This is a genomic window from uncultured Nocardioides sp. (genome assembly GCF_947489365.1).
Classification (GTDB): Bacteria; Actinomycetota; Actinomycetes; order Propionibacteriales; family Nocardioidaceae; genus Nocardioides.
Genome location: NZ_CANLDB010000002.1, coordinates 579,156 through 603,464, shown reverse-complemented (window position 1 = coordinate 603,464; position 24,309 = coordinate 579,156). Strand labels below are relative to the sequence as shown.

23 protein-coding genes and 1 tRNA gene are annotated in these 24,309 nt (G+C 74.1%); 18 read left to right on the top strand and 6 right to left on the bottom strand.

Annotated features, from left to right (window positions below; translation table 11 throughout):
• Positions 1 to 137: 137 nt before the first annotated feature.
• The 4 genes from mftM to mdo all read right to left on the bottom strand — a co-directional run bounded on the left by mftM (position 138) and on the right by mdo (position 5,278).
• Positions 138 to 1,055, bottom strand: coding sequence for a mycofactocin oligosaccharide methyltransferase MftM (gene mftM / locus Q0858_RS08335; protein ID WP_299052642.1), 918 nt, complete (start codon positions 1,053 to 1,055; stop codon positions 138 to 140).
• Entirely contained in the window at positions 1,052 to 2,593 is a 1,542-nt protein-coding gene (locus Q0858_RS08330) for a VWA domain-containing protein (RefSeq protein WP_299052640.1), read from the bottom strand. The genes mftM and Q0858_RS08330 overlap by 4 nt, the downstream gene beginning before the upstream one ends.
• Positions 2,594 to 2,611: 18 nt before the next feature.
• Complete coding sequence (locus tag Q0858_RS08325) at positions 2,612 to 3,886, bottom strand: MoxR family ATPase (RefSeq protein WP_299052638.1); 1,275 nt, start codon at positions 3,884 to 3,886, stop codon at positions 2,612 to 2,614.
• A gap of 99 nt (positions 3,887 to 3,985) precedes the next feature.
• Entirely contained in the window at positions 3,986 to 5,278 is a 1,293-nt protein-coding gene (mdo, locus tag Q0858_RS08320) for an NDMA-dependent methanol dehydrogenase (protein WP_299052636.1), read from the bottom strand.
• A gap of 233 nt (positions 5,279 to 5,511) precedes the next feature.
• Between mdo and mftA the strand changes: the two genes are divergently transcribed.
• The 5 genes from mftA to mftF are packed head-to-tail and all read left to right on the top strand — an operon-like array spanning position 5,512 to position 9,520.
• Complete coding sequence (gene mftA / locus Q0858_RS08315; protein ID WP_299052634.1) at positions 5,512 to 5,616, top strand: mycofactocin precursor MftA; 105 nt, start codon at positions 5,512 to 5,514, stop codon at positions 5,614 to 5,616.
• Between the two features lies 1 nt (position 5,617).
• Positions 5,618 to 5,956: a mycofactocin biosynthesis chaperone MftB gene (gene mftB, locus Q0858_RS08310; protein WP_299052631.1), complete on the top strand. Its 339-nt coding sequence runs from the start codon at positions 5,618 to 5,620 to the stop codon at positions 5,954 to 5,956.
• On the top strand, positions 5,953 to 7,278 hold the full coding sequence (mftC, locus tag Q0858_RS08305) for a mycofactocin radical SAM maturase (protein ID WP_299052629.1): 1,326 nt from the start codon (positions 5,953 to 5,955) through the stop codon (positions 7,276 to 7,278). The genes mftB and mftC overlap by 4 nt, the downstream gene beginning before the upstream one ends.
• The gene (gene mftE / locus Q0858_RS08300) at positions 7,275 to 8,057 is read left to right on the top strand and encodes a mycofactocin biosynthesis peptidyl-dipeptidase MftE (RefSeq protein ID WP_299052627.1); all 783 of its coding nucleotides are present in this window, start codon (positions 7,275 to 7,277) and stop codon (positions 8,055 to 8,057) included. Before mftC ends, mftE begins: the two co-directional genes overlap by 4 nt.
• Entirely contained in the window at positions 8,054 to 9,520 is a 1,467-nt protein-coding gene (gene mftF / locus Q0858_RS08295; RefSeq protein WP_299052624.1) for a mycofactocin biosynthesis glycosyltransferase MftF, read from the top strand. Before mftE ends, mftF begins: the two co-directional genes overlap by 4 nt.
• A gap of 208 nt (positions 9,521 to 9,728) precedes the next feature.
• On the opposite strand, the gene Q0858_RS08290 is transcribed toward mftF, so the two are convergent.
• Complete coding sequence (locus Q0858_RS08290; protein ID WP_299052622.1) at positions 9,729 to 10,103, bottom strand: DUF202 domain-containing protein; 375 nt, start codon at positions 10,101 to 10,103, stop codon at positions 9,729 to 9,731.
• Between the two features lie 123 nt (positions 10,104 to 10,226).
• Here Q0858_RS08290 and Q0858_RS08285 point away from each other — a divergent pair, with 123 nt between their 5' ends.
• The 13 genes from Q0858_RS08285 to Q0858_RS08225 all read left to right on the top strand — a co-directional run bounded on the left by Q0858_RS08285 (position 10,227) and on the right by Q0858_RS08225 (position 23,187).
• Complete coding sequence (locus Q0858_RS08285) at positions 10,227 to 13,196, top strand: M14 family zinc carboxypeptidase (protein ID WP_299052620.1); 2,970 nt, start codon at positions 10,227 to 10,229, stop codon at positions 13,194 to 13,196.
• Positions 13,197 to 13,488: 292 nt separating this feature from the next.
• Positions 13,489 to 14,766, top strand: coding sequence for a phosphopyruvate hydratase (gene eno / locus Q0858_RS08280; protein ID WP_299052617.1), 1,278 nt, complete (start codon positions 13,489 to 13,491; stop codon positions 14,764 to 14,766).
• 19 nt (positions 14,767 to 14,785) lie between these two features.
• Positions 14,786 to 15,271 carry a septum formation initiator family protein gene (locus tag Q0858_RS08275; protein WP_299052614.1) on the top strand — a complete coding sequence of 162 codons (486 nt, stop codon included), beginning with the start codon at positions 14,786 to 14,788 and terminating at the stop codon, positions 15,269 to 15,271.
• Complete coding sequence (locus tag Q0858_RS08270; protein WP_299052613.1) at positions 15,268 to 15,813, top strand: DUF501 domain-containing protein; 546 nt, start codon at positions 15,268 to 15,270, stop codon at positions 15,811 to 15,813. The genes Q0858_RS08275 and Q0858_RS08270 overlap by 4 nt, the downstream gene beginning before the upstream one ends.
• A complete protein-coding gene (locus Q0858_RS08265; RefSeq protein ID WP_299052611.1) occupies positions 15,810 to 16,751 on the top strand; it encodes an exopolyphosphatase in 942 nt (313 codons plus the stop codon). The genes Q0858_RS08270 and Q0858_RS08265 overlap by 4 nt, the downstream gene beginning before the upstream one ends.
• A gap of 55 nt (positions 16,752 to 16,806) precedes the next feature.
• A complete protein-coding gene (locus tag Q0858_RS08260) occupies positions 16,807 to 17,166 on the top strand; it encodes a hypothetical protein (protein ID WP_299052608.1) in 360 nt (119 codons plus the stop codon).
• A gap of 47 nt (positions 17,167 to 17,213) precedes the next feature.
• Positions 17,214 to 18,056: a uracil-DNA glycosylase gene (locus Q0858_RS08255; RefSeq protein WP_299052605.1), complete on the top strand. Its 843-nt coding sequence runs from the start codon at positions 17,214 to 17,216 to the stop codon at positions 18,054 to 18,056.
• A gap of 68 nt (positions 18,057 to 18,124) precedes the next feature.
• Complete coding sequence (locus Q0858_RS08250) at positions 18,125 to 19,132, top strand: ABC transporter ATP-binding protein (protein ID WP_299052603.1); 1,008 nt, start codon at positions 18,125 to 18,127, stop codon at positions 19,130 to 19,132.
• Complete coding sequence (locus tag Q0858_RS08245) at positions 19,129 to 19,890, top strand: ABC transporter permease (RefSeq protein ID WP_299052600.1); 762 nt, start codon at positions 19,129 to 19,131, stop codon at positions 19,888 to 19,890. Before Q0858_RS08250 ends, Q0858_RS08245 begins: the two co-directional genes overlap by 4 nt.
• Complete coding sequence (locus Q0858_RS08240) at positions 19,887 to 21,005, top strand: histidine kinase (RefSeq protein WP_299052597.1); 1,119 nt, start codon at positions 19,887 to 19,889, stop codon at positions 21,003 to 21,005. The genes Q0858_RS08245 and Q0858_RS08240 overlap by 4 nt, the downstream gene beginning before the upstream one ends.
• Entirely contained in the window at positions 21,002 to 21,613 is a 612-nt protein-coding gene (locus Q0858_RS08235; RefSeq protein WP_299052595.1) for a response regulator transcription factor, read from the top strand. The genes Q0858_RS08240 and Q0858_RS08235 overlap by 4 nt, the downstream gene beginning before the upstream one ends.
• A gap of 258 nt (positions 21,614 to 21,871) precedes the next feature.
• A tRNA-Leu gene (locus Q0858_RS08230) sits at positions 21,872 to 21,945 on the top strand.
• Positions 21,946 to 22,323: 378 nt separating this feature from the next.
• Positions 22,324 to 23,187 carry a Bax inhibitor-1/YccA family protein gene (locus Q0858_RS08225; RefSeq protein WP_299052592.1) on the top strand — a complete coding sequence of 288 codons (864 nt, stop codon included), beginning with the start codon at positions 22,324 to 22,326 and terminating at the stop codon, positions 23,185 to 23,187.
• Between the two features lie 57 nt (positions 23,188 to 23,244).
• Here Q0858_RS08225 and Q0858_RS08220 read toward each other — a convergent pair whose 3' ends face one another.
• Entirely contained in the window at positions 23,245 to 24,270 is a 1,026-nt protein-coding gene (locus Q0858_RS08220) for an SGNH/GDSL hydrolase family protein (RefSeq protein ID WP_299052589.1), read from the bottom strand.
• Between the last annotated feature and the right edge of the window lie 39 nt (positions 24,271 to 24,309).

The following is a 24,309-nucleotide window of genomic DNA, read 5'->3' as shown; positions in this document are numbered from 1 at the left end:
GAGATCCGGTGGGATGTGCGAGGTCACTCGCGGGGTCTCGTGGCTCCTCGCCAGGGCTCGTCGCACCTCAACCTCCGGAACGGAGGTGGTCGAGCAGGGAGCGATCTCTGGCGAGCGACCGCGTCGAGACTGACGGTTCACAGGTCGACGACGAGCCACCCGCCGTGGTGCTCGTGGACGTCGTGGGGGCGGCCGCTCGCCGCGCCCCAGGCCTCGAGGTCGGCCAGCGAGACGGTGCGGACGTGGCCCCAGGTGTCGTCGGCGACGTCCTCGAGCGGGACGGCGACGACCACGCGGCGACGGGCGACCCGCAGGGCCTCGGCGACGACGCGGTCGCCGTGGTCGGGGTCGAGGTGCTCCAGGAGGTGCAGCGCGATCACGGTGTCGTACGACGAGTCCGGCGCCGGCACGTGGGCGGCGTCGGCCACCACCGCCCCGACGGGCAGGCCCAGCGCGGGGGCGATGCGGGCGAGCAGGTCGACGGTGCCGGGGGAGACGTCGCTGGCGGTGACCCGGTGGCCCTCCTGGGCGAGCCGCAGCGCGAAGAACCCGAAGCACGACCCCAGCTCCAGGACCGAGGCCGACCCCTCGGCGTACGGCAGGGCGTGGTCCCAGACCGGGGCGTAGCCGGCGATGGTGCCGTGGGCGCCGGGGTCCGTCCCTGCCGGCGGGGGTCCGGGGTCGGCCGCCCGCGCGAGGGTGTTGCGGTAGAACGCCGTCCACGCGGTGACGGCGTCGTCGTCGACGCTCCGGACGACGCCGGTGAACAGCCGCTCGAACATCTCCGAGCCACGGAGCCACCCGGGTCGGAACAGCTCGTCGGCGAGCAGGCCGGCGAGGTCGTCGTCGACCTCGTCGGGGCCGATCGAGTGCGTCACCCTCACGGGTCCGGGGCCCAGCAGCACGTCGAAGTGCGGGGTGCGCACGGCGCCGGGCTCGGGCGTCGGGCGGGGGCCGGCGCACCGCACCTCGACCGCGCCGTCGCGGTAGGTGCCGCCGACCAGCGCGGCGAACGGGTCGAGGGCCGGGGCGGCCTGGGCCGTCTCCGCGGTCACCGGGGGCCGCCGACGGGTCGCTCGGTCGCGCGCTCCAGCCCGGAGAGGTTGCGGACGACCTGGATGCGCGAGCAGAGCTCGGCGTACGCCGGCAGGTCGCAGCGCCCGAGGCCCCACGAGTAGCGCGGCTCCGGGGTCAGCCAGACGGTCTCCCGCGCGCGGCGGGTGAGCTCCTCGAACGCCGGCAGGCCGGGGTCCTTGCCGTTGCTGCGGCCGTCACCGAGCACCACCAGCGTCGTACGACGGGTGACGGCGCTGCCGAACTGCTCGAGGAAGTCCTCGAAGACGTTGCCGTAGTCGGAGTCCGCGTCGACGTCGAGGATCCCGCCCGCCGGGAGGCCGGACAGCACCAGCGACAGCGCCTCCTCGGTGCGGTGCTCGGCGAACAGGTCCGTGGTCTCGACGACGTCCGCGACGAACGCGAAGGTGCGCACCGACGCGGCGACGGACTGCAGCCCGTGCACCATGTGCATGGTGAAGCGCGCCGTCGAGCGCACCGACAGCGAGACGTCGCACAGCACCAGCAGCCGCGGCCGGTCCTCGACCTTCGAGACGGTGACCGGGCGGAACGGGACGCCGTCGTACCGCATGTTGCTGCGCATGGTCCGCCGCCCGTCGACGGTGCCGCGGGCCGAGGCCTTGCGGCGTGGCCGGGGAGCGCCGTGCAGCGAGCGCAGCAGCCGGCGCAGCGACTCCTCCAGCGCGGCGCGCTCCGACTCGTCGATGGTCTCCGCCTGGGCGGCCTCGATCTCCCGCTCCTCGATCTCGAGGTCGGCCGCCATGAGCTTCTCGAGGTGGTCCTTGAGCTTCTCCGGCAGGGACGCGAGGAACGGCGCCAGCGCCTCGCGGAGCCCGGCGAGGGAGGCCGTGTGCTCCGGGTCGTCCTCGTCGTCCTGGTCGTCCTCGGCCTGGTCCAGCCAGGCGAGCAGCGTCATCTCCTCGGCGACCGTCAGCTCGGTCTCGAGCTCGAGCCCCGGCGTGCCGGCCAGCTCGCCGGGGTTGCCCGGGTTGTGCATCCGCTGGGTCGACATCTGCACCCGCGCGGCCTCGCCCATCGAGTCCTTCGTGTCGTCCGAGAAGACGATCTCGTCGGTCATCGACGCCATGTCGAGGCGGTTCGCCTCCTGGTGCAGGTTGAACTGCTGCGCCATGTCCTCGGGGTTGAAGAACTCCTTGATGTCCTTCGGCCTGTCGTGGTTGTGCCCCTCCTCCGGGGTGCCGCCAGGGTCCTCGGACAGGGAGAACTTCTCCAGCTCGCCGTCGTCGTCCAGGTCGTCGTGGCCGTGCCCGTGGCCGTGGCCGACCTCGTCCTCCGCGATGCGCACCAGCCCGAAGAACCGGTCGAAGACCTTGTCGAAGGTCGCCAGGTCGCGGCGGTCCTTCACCAGCGTGACCGCCAGCGCGGACTTCAGCACGGCGCGGTCGTCCAGGACGCCGGGCGCGGAGACCGCGTGCATCGCGTCGATGGCCTCGGCGGTGCTGACCCGCACCCCGTGCACCCGCAGCCAGCGGATGAACCGGTGCAGCGCGCCCTCCACGACTCTCGCCCCGTCCGCTCAGAGGGGACGCTTGCGCGTTCCCTGGAAGGAGCGGGCGCCCTGGCTGCTGCTCACCGACCGCGAGCCGGGCGACCTCCCTGGTGAGGACGTCGACCCGTAGTAGGCCTCGTCGTGGCGACCCGGCTGGTCCTTCGAGGCGCGCTTCTCCTTGCCCGACGGGCCGCCGAGGTCGTCCTCGTCGTCCACCACGGGCGTCCGCGGCGGGGAGGGCGGCCGCTTGGGCTCCTCGTCGTGCCCGTGGCCGTGTCCCTCGCCGTGCCCGTGGCCGTGGCCGTGCCCGGAGGGGTCCGGGACCTCGGCGTTCGGGTCGGACAGCGCCGGGACCTCGCGCAGGGCGCGGGCCAGGTCGCGCTCGTACTTGACGACCACGTTGAGCGTCGAGGACAGCACCTCCGCGGAGAGCTCGGAGACGCCGAGGACGGCGAGGGTCCGGGCCCAGTCGATGGTCTCCGAGATCGAGGGGGACTTGCGCAGGTCGAGCTCGCGCAGCTGGCGCACGACCTCGACCAGCCGCGTCGCGAGGGTCTCCGAGAGCCCGGTGTCCTTGCTCGCGATGATCTCCAGCTCGCGCTGGGCGTCCGGGTAGTCCAGGAACAGGTGCAGGCAGCGGCGCTTGAGGGCCGCCGACAGGTCGCGGGTGTTGTTGGAGGTCAGGACGACGTACGGCTTGTGCTCGGCGACCACGGTCCCGATCTCCGGGATCGAGATCTGGTACTCGGCGAGCAGCTCCAGGAGGACCGCCTCGAGCGCCTCGTCGGCACGGTCGACCTCGTCGATGAGCAGGACGACGGGCTCCGGCGAGGTGATCGCCTCGAGCAGCGGCCGGGGGGCGAGGAACTTGTCGGAGAAGAAGACGCTGTCCTGGGCGGCGATGCGGTCCACGGCCTCGGGGATGGTCGAGGTGTCCTCGACGATCTGGCCGATCTTCTCCCGCAGGATCTGGGTGTAGAGCAGCTGCTTGCCGTAGTCCCACTCGTAGAGGGCCTTGGTCTCGTCCTGGCCCTCGTAGCACTGCAGCCGGACCAGCCGGCGACCGGTCACCTGGGCGAGGCTCTGCGCGAGCTGGGTCTTGCCGACTCCGGCGGGCCCCTCGAGGAGCACCGGCTTGTCGAGGCGGGTCTGGAGGAAGACGGTCGTCGCCAGGCGTTCGTCCACGAGGTAGCCGGCCTCGGAGAAGCGCTCCCGGACGTCGTCCACGGACGCGAAGTCCACCGCGGGGTCCACCGTGGGGTCCGCCGGGGCGTCGGTCGGCTGGTCCTGGCTCGTGGTCAACGCGTCTCCTGGGGATGTCGATCGGGTGGGGCCGGACGGGTCTCGACAGGCTCGACCACCGGGGGTCGAGCCTGTCGAGACCGAGGGGATGGTGCCGACTCAGATGAGCAGGTCGTCCAGGTCGCCGTTCATGCAGTGGTCGACCACGGGGCGGACCGTCTCGAACGTGCACTCCTTGGCGTTGCCCGGGGTGCAGGCGTCGCCGAGGACGTGGTTCGTGATGCGGTCCACGTCGGCGTCGTCGCCGGTGATGACCTTCTCGTTCTCGTAGAACTTCGTCGGGCCGGTGCCGAGGCGGTTCTTCGAGTAGGTGTCCTGCGTGACGTCGGTGAACTTCTCGGTGATCCCCACGTCGCGGAGCAGACGGATCGACGCGGCGAGCGCGGCGTCCGCGGCCTGCACCGTCGTCATGCCGCCGACGTCGACGCCCATCGCCACGGCGATCTCGGCGAAGGCCTTGTAGCGGGCCGGCATGTTGAATGCCCACACCCGGGGCAGCGCGATCGCGTTGTTGAGGCCGTGGTGGGTGTCGTAGAACGCCGACACCGCGTGGCTGATCGAGTGGATGATCCCGAGGCCGCCGGAGTTGAAGGCCTGGGCGGCGATGTACTGCGCGTACATCATGCCCTCGCGGCCCTTGAGGTCCTGGCCGTTCCAGACCGCCTCGCGGAGGTTCTCGCTGGTCAGCTTGATCGCGCGGATCGCGTTGCCGAGGCTGGGCTCGAAGTTGAGCCGGGAGACGTACGGCTCCGAGGCGTGCGCGAGGACGTCGAACCCGCACTGGGCGGTGTAGTCGACCGGGCAGTCGTAGTAGAGCACCGGGTCGTCGATCGCCAGGGTGGTCACCGAGGCGTCGTCGAAGGCGACGTACTTGTGCGGGTTGTCGGGGTCCGTCGTGGTGTCGGTGATGACGTAGGCCCACGAGGTCTCCGAGCCGGTGCCGGCCGTGGTGGAGACCGCGATGTGGGGCGGGTTCTTCGGGTTCTCGGACATGTTGAAGCCCTCGAACTCGTTCACGTTGCGCCCGTCGTGGGCGACCGAGACGCGGGCGCCCTTGCAGGCGTCGTGCGACGAGCCGCCACCGATGGAGACGAAGGAGTCGCAGGCGTTCTCCTGGTAGAGCCCCACCGCGTCCATGACGTTGTAGTCCTTGGGGTTGGACTCGACCTTGTCGTAGATGACGACCTCGAGGCCGTGGTACTTCATCGACTCCGCGATCTTGTGGACGATGTCCGTCCCGCGCAGGCCCGAGGTCATGATCAGGGTCTTCTTGAAGCCCAGCTTGAGGGCCTCGGGGCCGATCATCTCGTGCGCGCCGGGGCCCATCAGGGCCCGCGGGAACGGGTGGAACTCCTTGATCGGGAACGGCTTGAGCAGCTCGTCTACTTGCATCGGTTCTCCTCCAGGAGGGGGCGCGGGCTGGTGGTGGTGCTGGGCGTGGACGCTAGGAGCGCGCGGCCCCGGGGAGTAGGTGGGGATCGCAAGACACTGCCGCTGACCAGGACCGCACCTGCCCGATCGGGCAGGTGGTGCCGTCGCGAGGGTGGGTGCCCGGTCGGTGCTGCGTTCCTAGCGTGGTCACGGACGGGGCCACCGGGGTCCCGCTCACCCCGAGGAGGACGCGCATGGAGCCGGACACCACTTCCATCGACAGGGGAGACGAGGCCGAGCTGACCAGCGACGCGCTGGTCGAAGAGGTCTCCATCGACGGCATGTGCGGGGTCTACTGACATGACCTCCGGGACGCAGCCGACCGAGACCGTCGCCCCGGGCGAGCCGTCCAGCAGCACGGCGGCACCGCTCGTCAGTCCGGAGGGGACCTGGGGCCTCTCGGGATCGGTCGCGCTGCGTCCCGAGCCGTTCGGCGCCCTCGCCTACGACTTCCACACCCGCCAGCTCAGCTTCCTCAAGACCCCGACCCTCGTCACCGTGGTCCGCGGCCTCGCCGACGCGCCGTCCGTGACCGAGGCGCTCGCCGCCGCCGGCGTGGCCGAGCGCGAGCGGATGGCGTACCTCGGGGCGCTGGAGACCCTCGCCCGCACGGGCATCATCAAGGAGCGCGCCGCATGACCGTCCTCGATCACCGGGCCCCCGAACGCCCGACCCTCGACGCCCAGGACCACGGCGCCCTCGAGCCCGTGCTGCCGCAGCGGCCCACCCCGAAGCAGAACCGGCTGGTCGACCAGTTCGAGCTCGGTCTCGACGCGCCCATCTGCCTGACGTGGGAGCTGACCTACGCCTGCAACCTGTCGTGCCTGCACTGCCTGTCGAGCTCCGGTCGCCGCGACCCCCGCGAGCTGACGACCGACGAGTGCAAGGCGCTCATCGACACCTTCGAGGCGATGCAGATCTTCTACGTCAACATCGGCGGCGGCGAGCCGACGGTGCGACCCGACTTCTGGGAGCTCCTCGACTACGCCGTGGACCACCACGTGGGCGTGAAGTTCTCCACCAACGGCTTCCGGATCACCCCCGAGCGGGCCGCGCGGCTCGCGGCGACCGACTACGTCGACGTCCAGATCTCCCTGGACGGCGCCACCCCCGAGGTCAACGACGCCGTCCGCGGCGTCGGCACCTACGACGCAGCGATGACCGCGATGGCCAACATGCAGGCCGCGGGCATGAAGGACTTCAAGCTCTCCGTGGTCTGCACCCGCCACAACATCTCCCAGCTCGACGAGTTCAAGGCGATCGCCGACCACTACGGCGCCCAGCTGCGGCTCACCCGCCTGCGTCCCTCGGGTCGCGGCGCCGACGTCTGGGACGAGCTGCACCCGCTGCCCGAGCAGCAGCGCGAGCTGTACGACTGGCTCGTCGCGAACGGCGAGGGCGTCCTGACCGGGGACTCCTTCTTCCACCTCGCGGCGTACGCCGAGCAGGACGGCACCGGCGGTCTGCCGGGCCTGAACCTGTGCGGCGCCGGCCGGGTGGTGTGCCTGGTCGACCCGATCGGGGACGTCTACGCCTGCCCGTTCGCGATCCACGACCGGTTCCTGGCCGGCAACGTCCGCGAGGGCCACGCCGACCCGCGCGGCGAGCACGTCGACGGCTTCGACGGGGTGTGGAAGCACTCCGAGCTGTTCGCCGACCTCCGCAGCCCGCAGACCGGCGGGGCCTGCACGCAGTGCTCGGCGTACGACGCGTGCCGGGGCGGGTGCATGGCCGCGAAGTTCTTCACCGGCCTCCCGCTCGACGGGCCCGACCCCGAGTGCGTGAAGGGCAACAGCGCCGAGGCGCTCGCCGCGGTCGACCGGACGACGCTGCCCGGTCAGTCGCAGGACCACTCGCACACCGGGACGGTCCGCAACGCGCCCAGCGGGATCGTGCCGCTCACCCTGATGCGGAGGAAGCCGACGAGCGCCTGCGACGAGAGTCCGCTGGCGGGCGTGTGAGCGCACCCGGCGGGCCCCCGCGGCACGTGCACCACGCGCTCGCCCAGCGGCGCTGGCCGCTGCTGGACGACGACCGCGGCACGTTGCTGCTGGTGCCCGTCGGGTCGACGGAGCAGCACGGTCCGCACCTGCCGCTGGGCACGGACACGATGGTCGCCGCCGCGGTCGCCCGGCTCGCGGCGGAGCGGCTGGTCGCCGAGGGCCGGGCGGTCGCCGTCGCACCGACGCTGTCGTACGGCGCGTCCGGCGAGCACGAGGACTTCCCCGGCACGGTGTCGATCGGGCACGAGGCGCTGTACCTGCTGCTCGTCGAGCTCGGCCGCTCGGCGTGCCGGTGGGCGCAGGGCGTGGTGTTCGTCAACGGCCACGGCGGCAACGTCCCGACCCTGAAGCGGGCCGTGGCCCTGCTGCGCCACGAGGGGAGGCCCGTCGCCTGGACGGGCTGCGGCGTGCCCGGCGGCGACGCCCACGCAGGGCGCACCGAGACCTCGATCCTGCGCCACCTCGCGCCCTGGTCGGTCCAGCCCGGCCTCGCCGAGCCCGGCGTGACGACGCCGGCGCGCGAGCTCATGGCCGAGCTCGTCGCCCGGGGCGTGCGGGCGGTGTCGCCGAACGGCGTGCTCGGCGACCCCACCGGCGCCACCGCCGAGGAGGGCCGGGGGATCGTGGAGTCGCTGGTCCGCCGGGTCGTCGGCGAGCTGGTCGACATCGACGTGGACGAGGACGGCCGCCTGCGCCCTGGCACGTCCCGCGCGCGGGCGACGGAGTCCGCCCCGTGACGACCGCCCCCCTCGACGTCCCGACCGGACGCCTGCCGGACGGGTTCGCCCTCCGGCTGTCCCGTCGTACGCGGGCCGCGGCGGCGGGCGACGGCCTGCTGCTGGTCGGCGGCACCGCCGGGACCGTGCTGCGCCTGACGCCCGCGGCCGTCGCTCGACTCGGGGGAGCGGGCGGTCGCGGGCTGGTCGTCCGCGACGCCGTGGACGCGACGCTGGCCCGCTCGCTGCTCGACGCCGGCCTGGCCGACCCGGTTCCCGGGTCCGGACCGCTCCGGCTGGGCGAGGCGGTGACCGTCGTCGTGCCGGCGTACGACGACGCGGACGGGGTCGCCGTCCTGCTCGCCGCGCTGCCGCCCGAGGTCGGCGTCGTGGTGGTCGACGACGCCTCCCCGGACGCGCTGGCGCTGCGCCGGGTGGTCGCCGCCCGACCCGGCGCGATCCTGCTGCGCCACCGGGCCAACCGCGGCCCGGCCGTCGCGCGCAACACCGGGCTCGCCGTCGTCCGGACCCCGGCGGTCTGCTTCTGCGACGCCGACGTCCGGCCCGAGGGCGGGGACGGCGGGGTGTGGCTGCGTCGGCTCCTGGCCCAGCTCGACGACCCGCGGGTCGGGCTCGTCGCGCCGCGGATCACGGCCGTCGCGCCCGGCGGCGGGCCCGAGGGTGGCGGGCGCGAGGGGTGGGTGGCGGCGTACGAGCGGGACCGCTCGTCGCTCGACCTGGGCGACCTCCCCGCCGGCGTCCGGCCGGGCTCGGCGGTGTCGTACCTGCCCAGCGCGTGCCTGGTGGCGCGGACCGAGGCGGTGCGCGGCGGGTTCGACCCCGACCTGCGCGTCGCGGAGGACGTCGACCTCGTCTGGCGCGCCGTCGCCGCCGGGTGGCGCGCCCGCTACGACCCCGAGGTCGCGGTCGCCCACCGCCACCGCACCGCCACCGGGGCCTGGCTGCGCCGCAAGGCCTACTACGGCACCGGCGCCGCGCTCCTCGCCGCCCGGCACGGGGACGCCGTCGCCCCCGCCGTGGTGGCGCCGTGGAGCGTCGCCCTCACCGTCGCCGTCCTCGCGCAGCGGCGGTGGTCGCCCCTGGCCGCCGCGGCCGTGCTCGCCGTGACCACCCACCGGATCGCCGGCAAGGTCCCCGCCGCCGACCACCCCCACCTCGTCGCCGCCCGCCTCGTCGGCTCCGGCGTGCGGGCCACGGCCCACCAGACCGCCGGGTCGATCACGAGGCACCACTGGCCGGTCGCGCTCGCGGCCTGCGCGGTGTCGCGGCGCGCCCGCCGGGTCGTCGTCCTCGCCGCCGTCGCGGAGGCGGTGGCCGACCACCGCCGTACGCGCGCGACCCAGGACGTCGTCCGCCACGGCCTCGCCCACCGCCTCGACGACCTCGCCTACGGCACCGGCGTCTGGCTCGGCGCCTGGCGCGCCCGCTCCCCCCGCGCCCTCCTGCCCCGCTGGACGTCCTGAGTCGGGTCGAGTCAAGCCGCCACGGCCGAGCTCGCGAGGCCGTGACGCGGCGCAGGTCGAGCGAGCGCGCGGCCGAGCTTGCGAGGCCGCGACCGCGGGTCGAGACCGGGTGAGAAGGACGATTCGTCCTGCCACTTTCGTGGGCTCGGGGTGCGCAGACGTGCCGACTCGGCGGTCCTGGGGTGCGCAGACGTGCCGCCTCGGCGAGCTACAGGAGCGCGAGGACGCTGGTGACGGCGACCCCGAGGACGAGGGTGAACACCCCGACGCCGAAGGCGAGCCCGCCGCCGAAGCCGGGCAGGTGGCCGGTACGGCGGAGCGCCCTCTCGGTCCGCTGCCAGCGCCACCATCCCTGGCCGACGCAGGTGGCGGCGAGGATCAGCAGCCACGCCGAGAGCAGGGTGCCGGTGACCCGGCCCAGGTCGAGGACGGGGGAGTGGACGGCGACCGCGCCGGCGACGAGCGCGAGCCCGGTGCGGACCCAGGCGAGGTAGGTGCGCTCGTTGGCCAGCGAGAAGCGGACGTCGGGGTCGACGCCGTCGTCGAACACGCCGTGGGGGAGTCGACGTCCGGGTTCCGTCACGTCCCCATCCTCGCGCACCGGCCCGCAGCCCGGCGACGGTCGCAAGCGTTACCGAACCGCGACCACAGGAAGCACAGGTTCCGACAGGATCCACACATCACCCGTCGAAAGGACCCCACCCCCGTGAGTCGTCTTGGTCCCCTGGCGGGCGGCAGCCTCGCGCTGCTGCTCACCGGCACCCTCGTCACCGGCGCCACCAGCGCCACCGCGGCTCCGGAGGACGGTGTCCGGGCCCCGGACAGCCGCTCCGCGGCGCCGTCCGCCCCCGCCCGCTCGGTCCGCACCTCCCCCGAGGCGACCGCCCGTGAGCTGGCCGCCACCTCGGACGTGCCGGCCCCGCCGTCCAGCTACCCGTCGCAGCCGCAGCTCAAGGTCTTCCCGGCGAACCCCGCCGACGCCTCGATCGCCCGCGGCGCCTTCCCGTACGACGAGATCGCGCCGCGCCTGCAGCGGGTCATGCGCAGCACGGACGCCGTGTCGACGCAGGTCGTCGGCCAGTCGACCCAGGGCCGTGACATCTACCTGGTCACGCTCACCGCTCCGGAGACCGCCGAGCAGACCGCCCAGCAGGCGCAGTGGCGCGAGGCCATCAAGGAGGACGCCGCCGCTGCGGCGTCCGACACGGCCCTGCAGGCCGGCTACAAGCTGCCGATCTGGTTCAACGGCAACATCCACGGCAACGAGTGGGAGGGCGCCGACATGACGCTCGACTACATCGACGAGGTCGTGGACGCCTACGAGTCCGGCGACCGCGCCGCGCTGAACCTGCTGCGCGGCAACCGCATGTACTTCACGGTCACCAACAACCCCGACGGTCGCGTCAACGGCACCCGCCAGACCGCCCTCGGTCTCGACCCCAACCGTGACTTCATCACCAACACCACGCCCGAGACGACGATCATCCGCGACCTCGCGGACGACATCCAGCCGCTGTTCTTCTCCGACCTGCACGGCTACACCGGCAACCTCCAGGTCGAGCCGACCGGCCCGCCGCACGGCGAGAACTACGACTACGACCTCTTCATCCCCCACGCCTACGAGTCGGCGCTGGAGATCGAGGACGCCGTCGTCGAGGCCGACATCGAGGGCAACCCGCTGACCTCCGCCGGCGGCATCCTCATCCCCTACCGCGACATCCCGTCCGGCTGGGACGACTGGCCGCCGATCTTCACCGCCCAGTACATGGCGTTCCAGGGTGCGGTGACCAGCACGGTCGAGCTGCCCCTGGGTCGCGGGACGACGCCGGTGCAGTACACGCCGGCCCAGCGCACCGCGATCAACAAGGAGGTCGGCGCGGTCGTCATGGACACGACCGTCGACTACTTCGCCGAGAAGGGCGACGAGCTCCTCGACAACCAGATCGAGACGTTCCGTCGCGGTGAGGCGGGCGAGCCGCTGGAGCCGATCCTGGACCCGACGACGGTCCCCGGCCCCACGCAGTGGCAGTCCGAGTGGGACGCCGACGGCGGTGAGGCGTACGCCGCCGACCTGCCCCGCGCGTACGTGATCGGCACCGGCGGCACGCAGCGCTCCGAGACCGACGCCGCCGCGCTCGTCGACTTCCTCGTCGCCCACGACATCGAGGTCTCGCGGGCCACCGCCGACTTCGACGTCGACGGCACGACGTACCCGGCCGGCTCCTACGTCGTCGACATGCACCAGCCGATGCGCGGCCTGGCCAACGCGCTGCTCGACGAGGGCAGCGACATCTCCGACCGCGTCGAGTCGATGTACGACGTCTCCGCCTGGGCCCCGGGCCTCATCTGGGGCGCCACGACCCGCCCCGTGGGCTCCACCACCGACGCGGACCTGCCCGTCGCGGTCGAGGCCGTCGACGGTGCCGCCCTCACCGGCTCGGTGCCGGCGGCCGGCGACTACCTGGGTCTGAAGCTGCTCGGCGGCGCCGAGCTGCGGGCCCTGAACGACGTGCTCGCCGCCGACGTCCCCGTGACGTGGCTGCCGTCCGGCACCGCGGTGCTCGGCGACGACCCCGCGTCGTACGCCGCCGCCGAGGCCGCCGCCGCGGAGCACCGGGTCACCTTCACCACCGTGGACCCCGCCGTCCTCGAGTCCGAGGGCGCCAAGGGGCTCGACGACCTGCGGATCGGCTACACCGGCACCGCCGACGACCGCCTGGCCCTGGGCCAGATGGGCTTCGACGACCTCACGCTGCTGACGGCCGCGGGCGTCACGGACGGCTCGATCGACCTGGGTGACCTGGACGTCCTCTACATCGGCGCGCCGCTCACCTTCACCGCCGACCAGACGGCCGGTGCGGACGCCGTCCGCGCCTTCCTCTCCGAGGGACGCGGCGTCGTCGGGCGCGGCTCGGCCGCCGCGACGTTCGCCACCACCTACGGGCTGCTGACCGCGACCTCGGTCGTGGGCAACAGCGAGGGCACGGGCATCGTCGACATCGAGACGCCCGAGGGCAGCCTCCTCGAGCCGGTCGCCCAGGCGTACGGCCTGATCGTCCCCGCGACCTGGTTCACCAACCTGGGCGTGAACACCGACGTCGAGGCGCGGTACGGCGCCGGCAACCCGCTGGTCTCCGGCCACTGGGACACCACCGACCCGCGTGGTCTCCCCGCTCTCGGCCCGGACGCCGCCGCCGGCAAGGCGGCCGTGATCTCGGGGACCACCCGCCGCGGCGCCAACGCCATGGTGTTCGGCACGACGCCGACGTTCCGCACCTACACGCGGGGCGCCTACAGCCAGCTCGGCCACGGGCTGCTGTGGGCCGCCGGGAGCGTCGAGGGCGTCCAGCCCCCGACCGACCCGGAGCCCCCGGTCGAGCCGACCACACCGGAGCTCGGGATGACGCTCGAGCGGAACCCGATCAGGGTCGGCCAGAAGCCCCGCGCGCTGGTCGAGCTGGACCTCGGTGACGCCGACGTCGAGCAGGTGACGCTGCAGGTCCGCAAGGCCGGGACGGTCATCGCGACCCGCACGGTCAGCCGCGACGGCTCGTTCGTCGTGGGCCTGCCGAAGCAGCCGGCCGGCAAGCACCGCATCCGCGCGGTGGTCCTGCCGACCGAGACCACGACGCGGGCGAACAGCCCGCTGCGGATCCTCCGGGTGACGCGCAACTAGGGACCCGCAGCCAGCAGGACCCAGCAGGACCCAGCAGGACCCAGCAGGACCCAGCAGGACCCAGCAGGACCCAGCAGGACCCAGCAGGACCGGGCAGGACCGGGGCGGTCCGGTGCCACGTGCACCGGGCCGCCCCGGCTGCGTGTGACGGCCGCGCGCGACGGGCGCGTGTGACGGGCGCGCCCCGTCCGGGCGCGGGAGGCGACAGCGAGGGCTCCGACGCCGTTAGGCTGGCGAGCGCCCGTCCGGGGCCGGTGAGCCCCTGACACCCCCTCGACCCCAGGAGCACCACGTGGCAGCCATCGAAGCCGTCGGAGCCCGCGAGATCCTCGACTCCCGCGGCAACCCCACCGTCGAGGTGGAGGTCCAGCTCGAGGACGGCGCGTTCGGTCGCGCCGCGGTGCCCAGCGGCGCCTCCACGGGGGCCTTCGAGGCGGTGGAGCTCCGCGACGGTGGCGACCGCTATCTCGGCAAGGGCGTCCGCAAGGCCGTGGACGGCGTGAACGACACCCTGGCCGCCGCGGTCGAGGGCCTCGAGGCCGACGACCAGCGCCTGGTCGACCAGGTGATGATCCAGCTCGACGCGACGCCCAACAAGGCGACGTACGGCGCCAACGCGATCCTCGGTGTCTCCCTCGCCGTGGCCAAGGCCGCCGCGGAGTCCGCGCAGCTCCCGCTGTACCGCTACGTCGGCGGGCCCAACGCCCACGTGCTGCCGGTGCCGATGATGAACATCCTCAACGGCGGGGCCCACGCCGACACCAACGTCGACGTCCAGGAGTTCATGATCGCGCCGATCGGCGCCGCGTCGTTCTCCGAGGCCGTCCAGCAGGGCGCCGAGGTCTACCACGCGCTCAAGTCGGTGCTGAAGAAGAAGGGCCTCGCCACCGGTGTCGGCGACGAGGGCGGCTTCGCCCCCGACCTGAAGTCCAACCGGGCCGCGCTCGACCTGATCGCCGACGCGGTCAAGGCCGCGGGCCTGACGCTCGGCACGGACGTCGCGCTGGCGCTCGACGTCGCGGCCACCGAGTTCTGCGAGAAGGGCAAGTACACCTTCGAGGGCAAGAAGCGCACCGCCGCCCAGATGACCGACTACTACGCCGAGCTCGCCGCGGCGTACCCGATCGTGAGCATCGAGGACCCGCTCGACGAGGACGACTGGGAGGGCTGGAAGGCCATCACCGACCTCATCGGCGACAAGGTCCAGATCGTCGGCGACGACCTGTTCGTCACCAACCCCGAGCGGCTGCGCCGCGGCATCGAGGGCGGCCAGGCCAACGCGCTGCTGGTCAAGGTCAACCAGATCGGGTCGCTGACCGAGACCCTCGACGCCGTCGACCTCGCGCACCGCTCCGGCTACCGCTGCATGATGAGCCACCGCTCCGGCGAGACCGAGGACGTCACCATCGCCGACCTCGCGGTCGCCACCAACTGCGGCCAGATCAAGTCCGGCGCCCCGGCGCGCTCCGACCGGGTCGCGAAGTACAACCAGTTGCTGCGCATCGAGTCCGAGCTCGGCGACGCGGCCCGGTACGCCGGTGCCGCGGCCTTCCCGCGCGCGGCCCGCTGAGCGCAGCAGGCGGACGACGATGACGACGACGCGGCGGCCGGGACCCCCGGGGACCGGCCGCACCGAGCGGCCCCGGGTGACCGGGCGGGGAGCCGTCCTCGCGCTGGTCCTCGCCGTCCTCGTCGTCTCCTACGCCTCGTCGCTGCGCGCCTACCTGGTGCAGCGCGAGCACATCGCCGACGTGAAGGCCGAGATCCTCCAGCGCCAGGACGCGATCACCGCCCTCGAGCGGGAGCAGCGCCGCTGGGAGGACCCGGTCTACCTGGCCTCCCAGGCGCGGGCCCGGTTCGGCTACCTGATGCCCGGCGAGACCGGGTTCCAGGTGCTCGACGAGGACGGCGAGCCGCTCGGCGCCGGCAACGGACTGCCGGACGTCGAGCCGGAGCCCGAGCGACCGACCGCCTGGTGGGAGACCGCCTGGGAGTCCGTCGAGATCGCCGGACGCCCGGAGCGGCTCGAGGAGAAGGAGCCGGCCGAGCAGATCGGGCCCGGGTCCGGCCGGTGACCGCCGAGGAGCACGAGGCCGCGAGCGAGCAGGACCTGGCCGCCGTACGACGCCAGCTCGGCCGCCCCGCGCGCGGCGTGCACGCCGTGGGTCACCGCTGCGGGTGCGGCCTGCCCGACGTCGTCACCACCGAGCCGCGACTGCCCGACGGCACCCCGTTCCCCACCACCTTCTACCTGACCTGCCCGCGGGTGGCCTCGCTGATCGGCACCCTCGAGGGCACGGGCCAGATGGCCGGCATGCAGGAGCGGCTCGCCACCGACCCCGACCTCGCGGCGGCGTACGCGGCGGCGCACGAGCGCTACCTCGCCGCCCGGGCCGCGATCGAGGCGGAGGTCGGCGAGGTTCCGGAGATCGCCGGTGTCTCCGCCGGCGGGATGCCCAGTCGCGTCAAGTGCCTCCACTCGCTCGCCGCGCAGTCGCTGGCCCAGGGCCCCGGGGTCAACCCGCTGGGCGACGAGACCCTCGAGCGGCTGGGGCAGTGGTGGGCCGACGGACCGTGTGTCGGCCTCGAGGAGCCCGCCGGTCCCGCGTCCGGATGAGGGTCGCGGCCGTCGACTGCGGCACCAACACCGTCCGCCTGCTGGTGCTCGACGACGCTGGCGAGGTCGTCCTCCGCGTGGGCCGCATCGTGCGGCTCGGCGAGGGCGTCGACGCCACCGGGCGCCTCGCGCCGTCCGCCCTGGACCGGCTCCTCGCCGCCCTCGACGAGTACGCCGCGGTGCTGGCCGACGCCGGTGTCGACCGGGTCCGCTTCTGCGCCACCTCGGCGGTGCGCGACGCCGCCGGGCCCGAGGACCGGGCGCGTCTCGCCGACGGTGTCCGCGCCCGGCTGGGCGTCGAGCCGGAGGTGCTGAGCGGTGACGAGGAGGCCGCGCTGACGTTCGCCGGCGCGGTCGCCGGCGTGCCCGCCGACACGCCAGGTCCCGTCCTTGTGGTCGACATCGGGGGCGGGTCGACCGAGCTGGTCCTCGGCGAGGCCGGCGGGGCGACCGGACCGGCAGGGCCGCAGGTCCTCGCCGCCCACAGCGCCGACGTCGGCGCCGTCCGCCTCGCCGAGCGTCACCTCCACCACGACCCGCCCACGCCCGAGGAGCTCGTGGCCTGCGCCCGCGACGTCGACGCCGCCCTCGACGCCGCTCTCGACGCCTCCGGGGTCGACCTGGCCGCGGCGCGCACCGTCGTCGGGGTGGCGGGCACCGTCCTGACCCTCGCCGCCGGCCTGCACGGGGTGGGCGACCTCGCCGCGGCGGACGGCCTCGCCTGCGACGTCGACGCCGTCAGGGACCTCGTCGCCAGGCTGGCGGCCATGACCACCGAGCAGCGGGTCGCGACGGGTTGGGTCGACCCCGGCCGCGCCGACGTCCTGCCGGCCGGGGGTGTCGTGCTGGAACGGGTACTGGCGCGCATCAGGACGTCGGAGGTCCTCGCGTCGGTGGGCGACGTCCTCGACGGGATCGCCGACGGCCTGCGCCAGTGAGATGACGGGCGCCCACCACTAGGGTTGGGCGACCACCACGAGGGAAAGGACCCCCATGAGCAAGCTGACGATGCTCGCCGCCTTCGGGGCGGGGTACGTGCTCGGCGCCAAGGCCGGACGGGACCGCTACGAGGAGATCCTCGCCGCCGCCGGGAAGGTCCGGAGCAACCCGCAGGTCCAGCGCGCCACCGAGCAGGTGACCGAGACCGTGAAGGAGCAGGCGCCGGTCGTGGCCGACAAGGTCAAGGAGACCGCCGCGCAGGCTGCCGGCAAGGTCCAGGAGACCGCGTCGCAGGCCGCGGACACGGTGCAGGAGAAGGCCGACGAGGTCCGCTCCGACTCCTCGGGCTCCTCCGACTCGCCGACGCCGAACTTCAACGCCCAGCCCCCGGCCGGGCCGCCGCCGGCCTCCTGAGCACCACCCCAGGACCGCACGAAGGACTGCCGCACCCCCTGACGGGGGTGCGGTTCGTCTCTCCGGTCCCACCCGGCACCGGGTGGCCCGGCGACCTCGCCGACGACGCCACCCCCGTGGCCCGCACCCCCGCCGCCGTACGACGGGTGGCCGCCGCCGCCGTCCGCACCGGAGGAGCCGCCGGCCTGGCGGACCTCGACGCCGCCGCCACCGTCTGCCGCGCGTGCCCGCGCCTCGTCGACTGGCGCGAGGAGGTCGCCGCGACCAAGCGGGCGTCGTACGTCGACGAGCCCTACTTCGGGCGGCCGCTCGCCGGCATGGGCCCCCTCGACGCCCGGATCGTCGTCGTCGGGCTCGCCCCCGCCGCCCAGGGCGGCAACCGGACGGGCCGCATCTTCACCGGCGACCGGTCCGCCGACTGGCTCCACGCCGCACTGCACCGCAGCGGGATGGCCACGCAGGCCACCAGCCTCCACGCCGGCGACGGCCAGGAGCTGCTCGGCGTCCGCATGACGATGGGCGTCCGCTGCGCCCCGCCGGCCAACAAGCCGACCACCGCCGAGCGCGACACCTGCGCTCCGTGGATCACCGCCGAGCTGCGGCTGATGCCCGCGGTGCGGGTCGTCGTCGCGCTCGGCTCCTTCGGCTGGGACGTCGCCCTGCGCACCCTGCGCGACCTCGGCCACGAGGTGCCCCGCCCCCGGCCGCGGTTCGGCCATGCCGCCGAGGCCCTGCTGCCGGCGCCCCGTGCCGGGTCCGGGGACGGCCGCCCCGACGTCCTGCTGGTCGGCTGCTTCCACCCCAGCCAGCAGAACACCTTCACCGGCCGGCTCACCGAACAGATGCTCGACGCCGTCCTCGCCCGCGCCCGGGAGGTCGCCGGCCCGTGACGGATGTCAGGGGCAGGACGTGACGCCTGCTCCGGGCGATCGGGCCGCGGCAGGGCCAGAGTCGGGGCATGCACACGACAGGGCACACCCCCGGCCGCAGCGCGGCCGACACCACCGGCGGGGCCGCGATCGAGCTGGTCGGCCTCGAGAAGACCTTCCGCACCCGCGACGGTGACGTCCTCGCCGTCCGCGGCATCGACCTCACCGTGGACGCCGGCGAGGTGGTCGCGGTCCTCGGCCCCAACGGGGCCGGCAAGACCACGACCCTCGACATGGTGCTCGGGCTCACCGAGCCGACCGGCGGCACCGCCCGGGTGTTCGGGCAGCGCCCCCGGGAGGCCGTGACGGCCGGCCGCGTGGCGGCCGTGCTGCAGACCGGCGGCCTGCTGCGCGACCTCACCGTCGCCGAGACGGTCCGCCTCGTCGCGTCGACGTACGCCGCTCCGTCGCCCGTCGACGAGGTGCTCGAGCGGGCGGGCATCGCCCACCTCGGCGCGCGGCTGGTCTCGAAGTGCTCCGGCGGCGAGCAGCAGCGGCTGCGCTTCGCGCTGGCGCTGCTGCCCGACCCCGACCTGCTCGTCCTGGACGAGCCCACCGCGGGCATGGACGTCACCGCCCGCCGTGAGTTCTGGGACGCGATGCACGCCGAGGCCGCAGCCGGCCGCACCGTCGTCTTCGCCACCCACTACCTGTCCGAGGCCGACACGTTCGCCGACCGCATCGTCGTGATCGGCGCCGGCCGGGTGCTCGCCGACGGCACCACGGCCGAGATCCGCAGCCGCGTCGCCGGGCGCGCCGTCAGCGTCGACGCCCCCGCGGACCCCGCGGCCCGCGAGCGGCTCGTGGCCGTCGCGCGGTCGCTGCCCGGTGTCGCCGCGGCCGAGGTCACCGGCGGACGGCTCCACGTCACGGGCACCGACTCCGACGCCGTCGCCCGGGCGCTGCTCGTCGACCACGGGGCCCACGGCCTCGAGGTCGTCGCCGGCTCCCTCGACGACGCCTTCGCCACCCTCACCCGGCCCGAGACCCGGCCCGAGAACCGGACCACCTCCGACGAGACGGAGCAGACCCGATGAACACCACCTACCTGGGCCTCGAGCTCAAGCGCTTCGCCCGCGACCGCGTGACGCTGTTCTTCGTCGCGATCCTGCCGGCGTTCTTCTACCTGATCTTCGGCGTGGCGCAGGACTTCGGGTCCGAGTCGGCCGGCAACGGCAACGTCGCGCTCTACATCATGGTCTCGATGGCGGCGTACGGCGCGGTCACGGCCACCACGGGGATCGGCGGCGCCGCGGCCGTCGAGCGGATGCAGGGCTGGGGCCGTCAGCTGGGCCTCACCCCGCTGCGCGACTCCGGGTACGTCGCGGTCAAGGCGACGCTCGCGGTCCTGGTCGCGCTCATCCCCGTCAGCGTCATCGCCGTCCTCGGCATCCTCACCGGCGCCGCGGGCACGGCCGCGGCCTGGGGCCTGAGCCTGCTCGGGGTCCTCGCCGGCGCCTGGGTGTTCGCCCTGTTCGGCCTCGTCGTCGGCCTGGCGTTCCGCACGGAGGGCGCCGTCAACGCGATCGGCGGGATCGTCGTCGTCCTCGGCTTCCTCGGCAACATCTTCATCCCGCTGTCGGGGACCCTGCTCGACATCGCCCGCTTCACGCCCCTCTACGGCTACGTCTCGCTGGTGCGCTACCCGATCACCGAGGGGGCGCTGCCCGACAGCTCCGGCGGCACGGCCGCGGTCGACCCGCTCTGGCTGCCGCTGCTAAACCTGGGCGCGTGGGCACTGATCCTGGGACTGCTGGCGACGTGGCTGGTCCGCCGCGGACGCGGTCGTCAGTGAGCGTGCCTGCCCCGTCGGCCCCGTCCGTCGCGGCGCCCGCCGCCGCCCCGGACCCCTCCGAGCGCTGGGGGATCCTCTACGCGAGCGTCTGGCTGGCGTTCCTGATCTTCCCGGTCGTGGACGCCGTCCAGCTCGACGCCCCGCTGTGGGTGCGCTCGACCGTGCTGCTCGGGGTCGCGGTGTTCGCGGCGGTGTACGTCGCGGCCTGGGTCGGCGAGCACCGGCGGCCCGAGGACACGCAGCGTCGTACGCCGTGGTTCGCGCTGGGCCTGCTGGCGCTGTGGGCCGCGGTCACCACCCAGCTCGGCTCGACCGCGATGGGGATGCTCGTCTTCGTCGTGGTGCTGTGCTGCCTGCTCGGCACGCAGCGGGTGGCCGTGGCGTCGGTCGTCGGCGTCCCCGCCCTGGCCGGCCTGACGTGGTGGCTGGTGGGCGACCTCGCCGCGGCGTTCCTGTTCGCGCTGGTCGTGATGATGACGGTCGTCAGCGTCGTCCTGCGGGGCATGGAGCAGCAGCGCGAGCTGCGGCAGGCGGTCCAGGAGGAGGCGGCGATCGCGACCGAGCGGGAACGGGTGGCGCGCGACGTCCACGACGTCCTCGGGCACAGCCTGACCGTCATCACGACGAAGGCGGAGCTCGCCCAGCGGCTGCTCGAGAAGGACACGCCTGAGACCCGGGAGCGGGCCGTCGCCGAGCTCGCGGACGTCCAGTCGCTCGGCCGGGAGGCGCTGGCCGAGGTGCGCGCCACCGTCGCCGGGCTCCGGATCGCCCGCCTCGGTGACGAGCTCGCCGGCGCCGACCGCGCCCTGGCCGCCGCCGGGGTCGAGGCCGAGGTGCCCACCGACGTCGCCGTCGTCGACCCGCGCCGTCGCCTCGTCCTGGCGTGGGTGCTGCGGGAGGCCGTGACGAACGTCGTCCGCCACGCCGGGGCCACCCGTTGCGTCGTCGAGCTGGGACAGCACTCCCTGGTCGTCCGCGACGACGGCCGCGGCCTCGGGCACGCCGGCCACGGCAACGGCCTGCGGGGCGTCGCCGAGCGGGTCCGGGCCGCCGGGGGAGTCCTCGAGGTCACCGACACCGCCCCGGGCACCCGGCTGGAGGTGTCGTGGCCGTGAGCACGATCCGCCTGCTCCTCGCCGACGACCAGGCGCTGGTCCGCGGTGCCCTCGCCGCCCTGCTCGACCTCGAGGCGGACCTCGAGGTGGTCGCGCAGGTCGGACGCGGCGACGAGGTCGTCGGCGCCGCCCGCGCCGCCGGGGTCGACGTGTGCCTGCTGGACATCGAGATGCCCGGCGCCGACGGGCTCGAGGCCGCCGCCGCGGTGAGACGCGAGCTCCCCGGCGTCCGGACCCTGGTGGTCACCACCTTCGGCCGCCCCGGCTACCTGCGCCGCGCGATGGAGGCCGGGGCGTCGGGGTTCGTCGTCAAGGACACCCCGGCCGCCGAGCTGGCCGACGCCGTACGACGGGTCCACGCCGGGCTCCGCGTCGTCGACCCCACGCTGGCCGCGGAGTCGCTGGTCGGGGGAGCGAGCCCGCTCACCGCCCGCGAGGCCGACGTCCTCCGCGAGGCCCTCACCGGCGCCACCGTCGCCCGGATCGCCGCCGCCGTCCACCTCTCGCCCGGGACCGTCCGCAACCACCTGTCGTCCGCCATCGGCAAGACCGGCACCGCCACCCGGGCCGAGGCCGCCCGCACCGCCCGCGAGCAGGGCTGGATCTGAGCCGAGTCGGCCCGGACGCACGCCGTGGGGGTGTCGAGTCGGCCCGGGCGCACGTCGTGGGGGCGTCGAGTCGGCCCGGGCGCACGCTGTGGGGGCGTCGAGTCGGCCCGGGCGCACGTCGTGGGGGCGTCGAGTCGGCCCGGGCGCACGTCGTGGGGGCGTCGAGTCGGCCCGGGCGCACGCCGTGGGGGCGTCGAGTCGGCCCGGGCGCACACGCGGCGCGGGTGTCGGTCCGGTGCTCGTTAGCGTGCTGCCCACGCCCCCGTGCCCCAACCGGCAGAGGGAGTCGCCTTAAAAGCGATCAGTTCTGGGTTCGAGTCCCAGCGGGGGCACTGCTCCACCGCGACGTTCGGGCCGACTCGGCGTGCGGGAGAGGGACGTTCGGGCCGCCTCGGCGTGCGGGAGGGGGACGTTCGGGCCGACTCGGCGTCCGGGAGGGGTACGTCCGGGCCGACTCGGCGTGCGGGAGGGGGACGTCCGGGCCGACTCGGCGTCCGGGAGGGGTACGTCCGGGCCGACTCGGCGTTCTGGAGGGGTCCGTTCGGGCCGACTCGGCTGTCGCCCGTGTCACACCGCCCCGCGGCCCCGCGGGGGCCGGTGAGGGAACGAACCGACCCTCTTCCTCGTTGTTTCCTGTGAGACCCCGATACCCTGGGTTCTCGGCGAGCCGCCACCGCAGGCGGCCACCCCCCAGCCTCGAGGAGAGACTGATGAGAAGCAGCAATCCGGTGTTCAACCGCTCCGCCGAGTTCAACGGGCAGCGCGGTGGACAGGGCGCCGGAGCCCCGTACGGCGGCTACGCGCAGCCCGGGCAGTACGGCCAGTACGGCCAGGGCGACCCGTCCCAGTGGGACGTCGCGCAGGGCGGTCACGGCGCCGGCTACAAGTCCACCCCCATGACGATCGACTCGGTCGTCCAGAAGACCGCCATCTCGCTCGGCATCGTCATCGTCGTCGCCCTGGCGACGTGGATCATCACGCCCCCGATCACCGACCAGCAGACGCTGGCGACGGTGTCGGGCATCGCGGGCTTCGGTGCGATCGCCGCCTTCGTCCTGTCGATGGTCAACTCGTTCAAGCGGGTCGTCAGCCCCGCCCTGGTCATGGCCTTCGCCGTGTTCGAGGGCATCGCGCTGGGCGCGCTGAGCAAGTCGTTCGACGTCATGTTCGGCACGGGCGTCGTGAGCGGCGCCGTCTTCGGCACGTTCGCCGCGTTCGCCGGCACGCTCACCGCCTACAAGGTCCTGAACATCAAGGTGGGCGACAAGTTCCGCAAGGGCGTCGTCGCCGCCGCGTTCGGGATGATCGGCCTGATGCTGCTGTCGTTCGTGCTCAGCCTCTTCGGCGTGCAGACCGGCCTGTTCGGCTTCGGCGCGCTGGGCCTGCTGACCGCCGTCGCCGGCCTCGTGCTCGGTGTGTTCTTCCTGATCCTCGACTTCGACTTCGTGGAGAAGGGCGTCGCCGCCGGTCTCGACGAGCGCGAGTCGTGGCGCGCCGCGTTCGGCCTGACCGTCAGCCTGGTCTGGATCTACATCAACCTGCTGCGCATCCTGGCGATCTTCAGCCAGGACTGACCCGCACGCACCTCACGCACGAGGCCCCGGTCGTACGACGGCCGGGGCCTCGTCGCGTCAGGACGGGACGTGCTCGGCGGACTCGCTGGCCTGCGGGCCCTCGGCCGCCTCCTGCGGACGACGGCGCCGGTGCCGCAGCTCCACCCAGCGGCCGCGGACACCGAGGCGGTCGCCCCGGACCTCCGTGCCGCCGAGCTCCGTGCCCGGCTGCCGTACGGCGGCCACCGCGGCCCGCGCGACCGGCATCACGGCCTCGCCGCGCAGGGCCTCGAGGTGCTCCTCGTCGTCGGGCTCGAGGCCGAGCGCCGCCAGCACCGACGGCAGCATCACCGCGACCAGCGAGCGGTAGCCGTCGGCGGAGGGATGGAACTGGTCGGGCCCGAACAGGATCGCCGGCGCCGCCTCGAACTCGGGGCCGAGGATCGACCCCACCGACACGGTGCGCCCGCCGGCCTCGACCACGGCGATCGTCTGAGCGGCGGCCAGCCGGCGCGACCAGGTGCGGGCGACCTGCTTGAGCGGGGGAGCGATCGGCTTCAGCGTCCCGAGGTCGGGGCACGTGCCGACGACGACCTCGACGCCGGCGTCGCGCAGCCGCCGTACCTGCTCGGAGAGGTGGCGCACCGACTCCTTCGGCAGCACGGTGTGGGTGACGTCGTTCGCGCCGACGAGGATCACGGCGACGTCGGGCTCGATCAGGAGCGCGGAGTCGACCTGGGGCGAGATCTCGCTCGTCTGGGCGCCGACGACGGCGAACGACCGGAGGTAGACGCGTCGCCCGGTGCGCTGCGACAGCCCGGAGGCCAGGGCGGCGCCCGGGGTGTCCTCCACGGTCGCGACGCCGTACCCGGCCGCGCTGGAGTCCCCGATCAGCGCCACCCGGTGCGCCGGACCCGGGCGGCCACGGCCGTACCACCCGGTGGCGTCGGGGACGGGCTCCTCGAGGCGGACGCCGATGATGCGGCGCGCGACCTTGGCCTCGACCCGCAGCAGGCCGTACAGACCGGCGCCCACGGCGGTCATCCCGCCCCCTCCGAGGGCGGCGGCCGACGCGAGCTTCCTGGCGGCTCCGGCTCTCCCCACACCGGGGACTCTAGTGAGCGTCTGTGAACAGCAGGGGAC

What these genes read in the sequence shown, in the direction of transcription:
- mdo (WP_299052636.1), bottom strand. Translation starts at nt 5,278, where the DNA reads ATGCAAGTAGACGAGCTGCTCAAGCCGTTCCCGATCAAGGAGTTCCAC.
- mftA (WP_299052634.1), top strand. Translation starts at nt 5,512, where the DNA reads ATGGAGCCGGACACCACTTCCATCGACAGGGGAGACGAGGCCGAGCTG.
- mftB (WP_299052631.1), top strand. Translation starts at nt 5,618, where the DNA reads ATGACCTCCGGGACGCAGCCGACCGAGACCGTCGCCCCGGGCGAGCCG.
- mftC (WP_299052629.1), top strand. Translation starts at nt 5,953, where the DNA reads ATGACCGTCCTCGATCACCGGGCCCCCGAACGCCCGACCCTCGACGCC.
- Q0858_RS08275 (WP_299052614.1), top strand. Translation starts at nt 14,786, where the DNA reads ATGACGACGACGCGGCGGCCGGGACCCCCGGGGACCGGCCGCACCGAG.
- Q0858_RS08265 (WP_299052611.1), top strand. Translation starts at nt 15,810, where the DNA reads ATGAGGGTCGCGGCCGTCGACTGCGGCACCAACACCGTCCGCCTGCTG.
- Q0858_RS08260 (WP_299052608.1), top strand. Translation starts at nt 16,807, where the DNA reads ATGAGCAAGCTGACGATGCTCGCCGCCTTCGGGGCGGGGTACGTGCTC.
- Q0858_RS08250 (WP_299052603.1), top strand. Translation starts at nt 18,125, where the DNA reads ATGCACACGACAGGGCACACCCCCGGCCGCAGCGCGGCCGACACCACC.
- Q0858_RS08245 (WP_299052600.1), top strand. Translation starts at nt 19,129, where the DNA reads ATGAACACCACCTACCTGGGCCTCGAGCTCAAGCGCTTCGCCCGCGAC.
- Q0858_RS08225 (WP_299052592.1), top strand. Translation starts at nt 22,324, where the DNA reads ATGAGAAGCAGCAATCCGGTGTTCAACCGCTCCGCCGAGTTCAACGGG.